1 protein-coding gene and 2 pseudogenes are annotated in these 2,815 nt (G+C 72.2%); all 3 read right to left on the bottom strand.

Annotation, left to right across the window (positions count from 1 at the left end; all coding sequences use genetic code 11):
- The coding region (locus JNW89_RS33395) for a cellulose binding domain-containing protein (RefSeq protein ID WP_238452075.1) at window positions 1-1,123 on the bottom strand (1,123 nt) is incomplete at its 3' end.
- Between the two features lie 135 nt (window positions 1,124-1,258).
- Window positions 1,259-2,561 (bottom strand): annotated as a pseudogene (locus tag JNW89_RS33390) (carbohydrate-binding protein).
- Between the two features lie 84 nt (window positions 2,562-2,645).
- Window positions 2,646-2,787 (bottom strand): annotated as a pseudogene (locus JNW89_RS37900) (1,3-beta-glucanase); the annotation flags it as partial.
- Window positions 2,788-2,815 lie beyond the last annotated feature (28 nt).

The raw sequence follows: 2,815 nt of genomic DNA, 5'->3' as shown, positions 1-2,815 counted from the left end.
GGGCGACGATGAAGTTCACCGTGCCCTGCGAGTACGCGGCGTTCTGGTCGCAGCCGAGCATCGCCCCGGAGTTGTAGAACTGGGTGTTGACCACGGTGAGGATGTCCCGGATGTCCAGCGCCAGCTTGAAGTAGCCGGTGCTGGGCGACTGCATGTCGATGGTCTGCGGTGCCATCGTGATGATCAGGCCGGCGCCGACCTTCGCCCGCAGGGCGCGCAGCGCCTGGGCCATGTACGTCGGGTTGAGCCCGTTCTCCAGGTCGATGTCGACGCCGTCGAAGCCGTACCGCTGGATCAGCGCGTGGACGGTGTCGGCGAAGGCGGTGGCCGAGGTGGCGTCGTTGACCGCGACCCGGCCGGCCTCGCCGCCGACGGAGAGGATCACCTTCTGGCCGCGCGAGCGCAGGGTCTGCACGTCGGCGGTGAACTGCGCGTCGGTGTAGCCGCCCAGTGCGGCGGACAGTCCGGGGTCGACGGCGAACCCGACCGCCCCGGGCGTGGCGGTGGCCTCGCCGAAGGCCACGGCGACGAGGTCGTACTCGACGGGCACGTCGCGCAGTCGCAGCTCGACCGCGGGGTTGTCGAAGTTGTGCCAGTAGCCGGTGAGCAGGTGCTTCGGCAGCCCGCCGGTGGGTGGCGGCGGCGTGGTGGTGGGCGGCGGGGTGGTCGGCGCCGGGGTGGTGGGCGACGGGGTCGGAGTGGTCGGCGTCGGACTCGGCGGGGTGCCGCCGCCGCAGGGCGCCCCGTTGAGCAGGCAGTTGGTCGGCGAGCCGGTCCCGGTCCCGAGGAAGCCGAACGACACCGAGGCGCCCGGGGCGACGGTGCCGTTCCAGGACCGGTTGGTGAAGGTGTACCGCTGGCCGGAGCTGGTGAGCAGCGCGTCCCAGTAGCTGCCGACGGTGGTCCCGGCGGGCAGGTCGAAGGAGACGGTCCAGCCCGAGATGGTGCTGCCGCCGCCGTTGGTGATCGTGTACTTCCCCTCCCAGCCGCTGCCCCAGTCGGAGGTCTTGACGAAGCCGGCGGTCGCCCCGGCCGCGTACGCGGGCAGCGCGACCCACCCCGCGCCGAGGGTCGCGACCAGCGCGGCGACCAGGGAGAGGAGCAGGGTTCTGGAACGCGTCATGCGACCCTCCGGACTGCGATCGATCCATGGATGTCGACGTGCGCGCTTATTATTAAGACTGTTAACTGATTCTGTCCAGAGTGGTCGACCCATCGATCGGGGCCCGCGTCTCCTCGACGCGGGCCCCGGGCGCGCTCAGCGCCGGAAGGTGAACCAGTTGACGTTGACGAAGTCGGCGCTCTGGCCACTGCTGAAGGTCAGGTAGACGGTGTGCCGCCCGGTCGCCGCGGCGACGTTGCCGGGCACCGAGCGCCAGCTCTGCCAGCCGCCGGTGTTGGCGATGGCGAAGCTGCCGATCGGCGCGCTGGCCGGGCTGTCCAGGCGTACCTCGACCAACCCGCTCACCCCGCCGGCCGCCCCGGAGGCCACCCGCGCGACGAAGTCGCGGGGCGGGGTCGCGCCGAAGTCGACGTTGTCGTAGCGGACCCAGTCACCGCTGCGCACGGCGCCGATGTTCTGCCCGCCCTCGGCGCACGCCTCGACGATCACCCCGTTCTGCGCGGTGAACGCCTCGGCCTGGATCGTCCCGTACGCGTCGACGCCGCCGGACGGTGGCGGGGTGGTCGGCGGCGGCGTGGACGTGCCCCGCCGGTAGACCGCCACGTAGTCGACCAGCATCGACCGGCCGGAGACGGTCGATGCGGTCGGCGTGGCGTAGCCGGCCACCCCGTTCGGGAACGAGCCTCCCATCGCGACGTTGAGCAGCAGGAAGTAACCCGCGTGGCCGGTCATCTGGGTCCAGTACGGCTCACCGACCTGGTTCTGGCCGACGGTGTGGAACAACTGCCCGTCGACGTACCAGCGCAGTTGCTGTGGGGCGACCGAGGCGTCCCACTCGAAGCGGTAGGTGTGGAAGGCGGACTGACAGGTGCTGCCGGGGCAGGCCCGGGAGTTGCCCAGGCCGTTGAACTCGTTGCACGGGCCGCCCGGGGCGTACCCGCAGTGCAGCACGCCCCAGACCTGGTTCAGGCCGTTGACGTTCTCCATCACGTCGAACTCGCCGACGCCGGGCCAGTTCTGGTAGTTGCCCCGGTACGGCGAGCCGAGCGCCCAGAACGCCGGCCAGTAGCCGGCGGCCTGCGCGCCGGTGACGTTGGGCATCTGGATCCGCCCCTCGATGGCCAGCACTCCCCCGGCGGGCGGCTTGAAGTCGGTGCGGACGGTCTCGATCCGGGCCGAGGTCCACCGGCCGGCGCCGTCGCGGACCGGGGTGATCCGCAGGTTGCCGGCCCCGTCGTGGGCGAGGTTGGTGGTGCTGGCGGTGTACGTCTGGATCTCGCCGGTGCCCCAGTTGGCCGGGCCACCCGGGTAGCTGGTGCCGGTGTCGATGATCCAGTTGGCCGAGGACGGCAGGGTGCCGGCGGAGCCGGTGAAGTCGTCGCTCCACATCAGGCTCCAGCCGGACGGGGGGCGGCGGGACGGCGGCCTGCGCGGTCATGGTCACGCCGGTCAGTGCGGTGGTGGCGACGGCCAGCGCGACGGCCAGCGGGAGCCGTCGGCGCGACCGGGGCCAGTTGGCCGAGGACGGCAGGGTGCCGGCGGAGCCGGTGAAGTCGTCGCTCCACATCAGGCTCCAGCCGGACGGGGGGCGGCGGGACGGCGGCCTGCGCGGTCATGGTCACGCCGGTCAGTGCGGTGGTGGCGACGGCCAGCGCGACGGCCAGCGGGAGCCGTCGGCGCGACCGGGGTGGG

The sequence above is a fragment of the Micromonospora sp. 4G55 genome, from assembly GCF_016803375.1.
The sequence above is the reverse complement of the archived record's forward strand: the minus strand, read 5'-3'. Positions and strand labels throughout refer to the sequence as shown.